The 1,073-nt window shown below is 65.9% G+C and carries 1 protein-coding gene; it reads left to right on the top strand.

What is annotated here, in order from left to right:
• Positions 1-1,023 (top strand): IS256 family transposase (locus G6016_RS13455; protein ID WP_182633145.1); only part of this gene is annotated, 1,023 nt, incomplete at its 5' end.
• Between the last annotated feature and the right edge of the window lie 50 nt (positions 1,024-1,073).

Raw genomic sequence — 1,073 nt, forward strand, 5'->3', positions numbered from 1 at the left:
CCCAAGCTGCGCTCGGGCAGCTACTTTCCGGAGTGGCTGCTCGAGCACCGCAAGCGGGCCGAATCCGCCCTGATCACAGTCGTCGCCGACTGCTACCTGGCCGGAGTATCGACCCGCCGAATGGACAAACTGGTCAAGACCCTGGGTATCGACTCACTGTCCAAATCGCAGGTCTCCCGCATGGCCACCGATCTGGACGAGCAAGTCGCAGCATTCAGGCACCGCCGCCTGGACGAGGCCGGCCCGTTCACGTTCGTCACCGCCGATGCGTTGACGATCAAAGTCCGCGAGAACAAGCAGGTCGTCAAGGCCTCGGTACTGCTGGCCACAGGGGTCAACGGTGACGGCCATCGCGAAGTCCTCGGGATGCAGGTGGCCACCAGCGAGACCAAGGCCTCGTGGAACACCTTCTTCGCCGACCTGGTGGCCCGCAGCCTGGACGGGGTTCGGTTGGTGACCTCCGATGCCCACGCCGGACTGGTCGAGGCGATCGCAGCGAACCTGCCCGGCGCCGCGCGGCAACGCTGCCGCACCCACTACGCCGCCAACCTCATGGCCACCTGCCCCAAAAGCATGTGGCCGGCCGTGAAAGCGATGCTTCACAGCGTCTACGACCAGCCCACCGCCACCGCGGTGCACGAGCAGTTCGACCGACTGCCCGAGTACACCGAAGGCCGACTGCCCGAGGTCGCCGACCACCTCGGCGACGCCCGCGAGGACCTGCTCGCATTCACCGCGCTCCCCGACGACGTGTGGCGCCAGATCTGGTCCAACAACCCCACCGAACGGCTCAACCGCGAGATCCGCCGCCGCACCGATGTCGTGGGGATCTTCCCCAACCGGGACGCCATCGTCCGGCTCATCGGAGCCGTCCTGGCCGAGCAGACCGACGAATGGGCCGAAGGCCGCCGCTACCTCGGGCTGGAGGTCCTGAACCGCTGCCGACTCACCCTGACCACCAACCCCGACACCAACCCTACGACGGAGGTGGCCACCGATGAACTGATGCAAATACCAGCCTGACCACCAACGAAGGATCAAAAACCAGTTACACCACTACCAGGGGCTTGACC

The sequence above is a fragment of the Dietzia aerolata genome, assembly GCF_014144865.1.
GTDB classification, from domain to species: Bacteria; Actinomycetota; Actinomycetes; order Mycobacteriales; family Mycobacteriaceae; genus Dietzia; species Dietzia aerolata.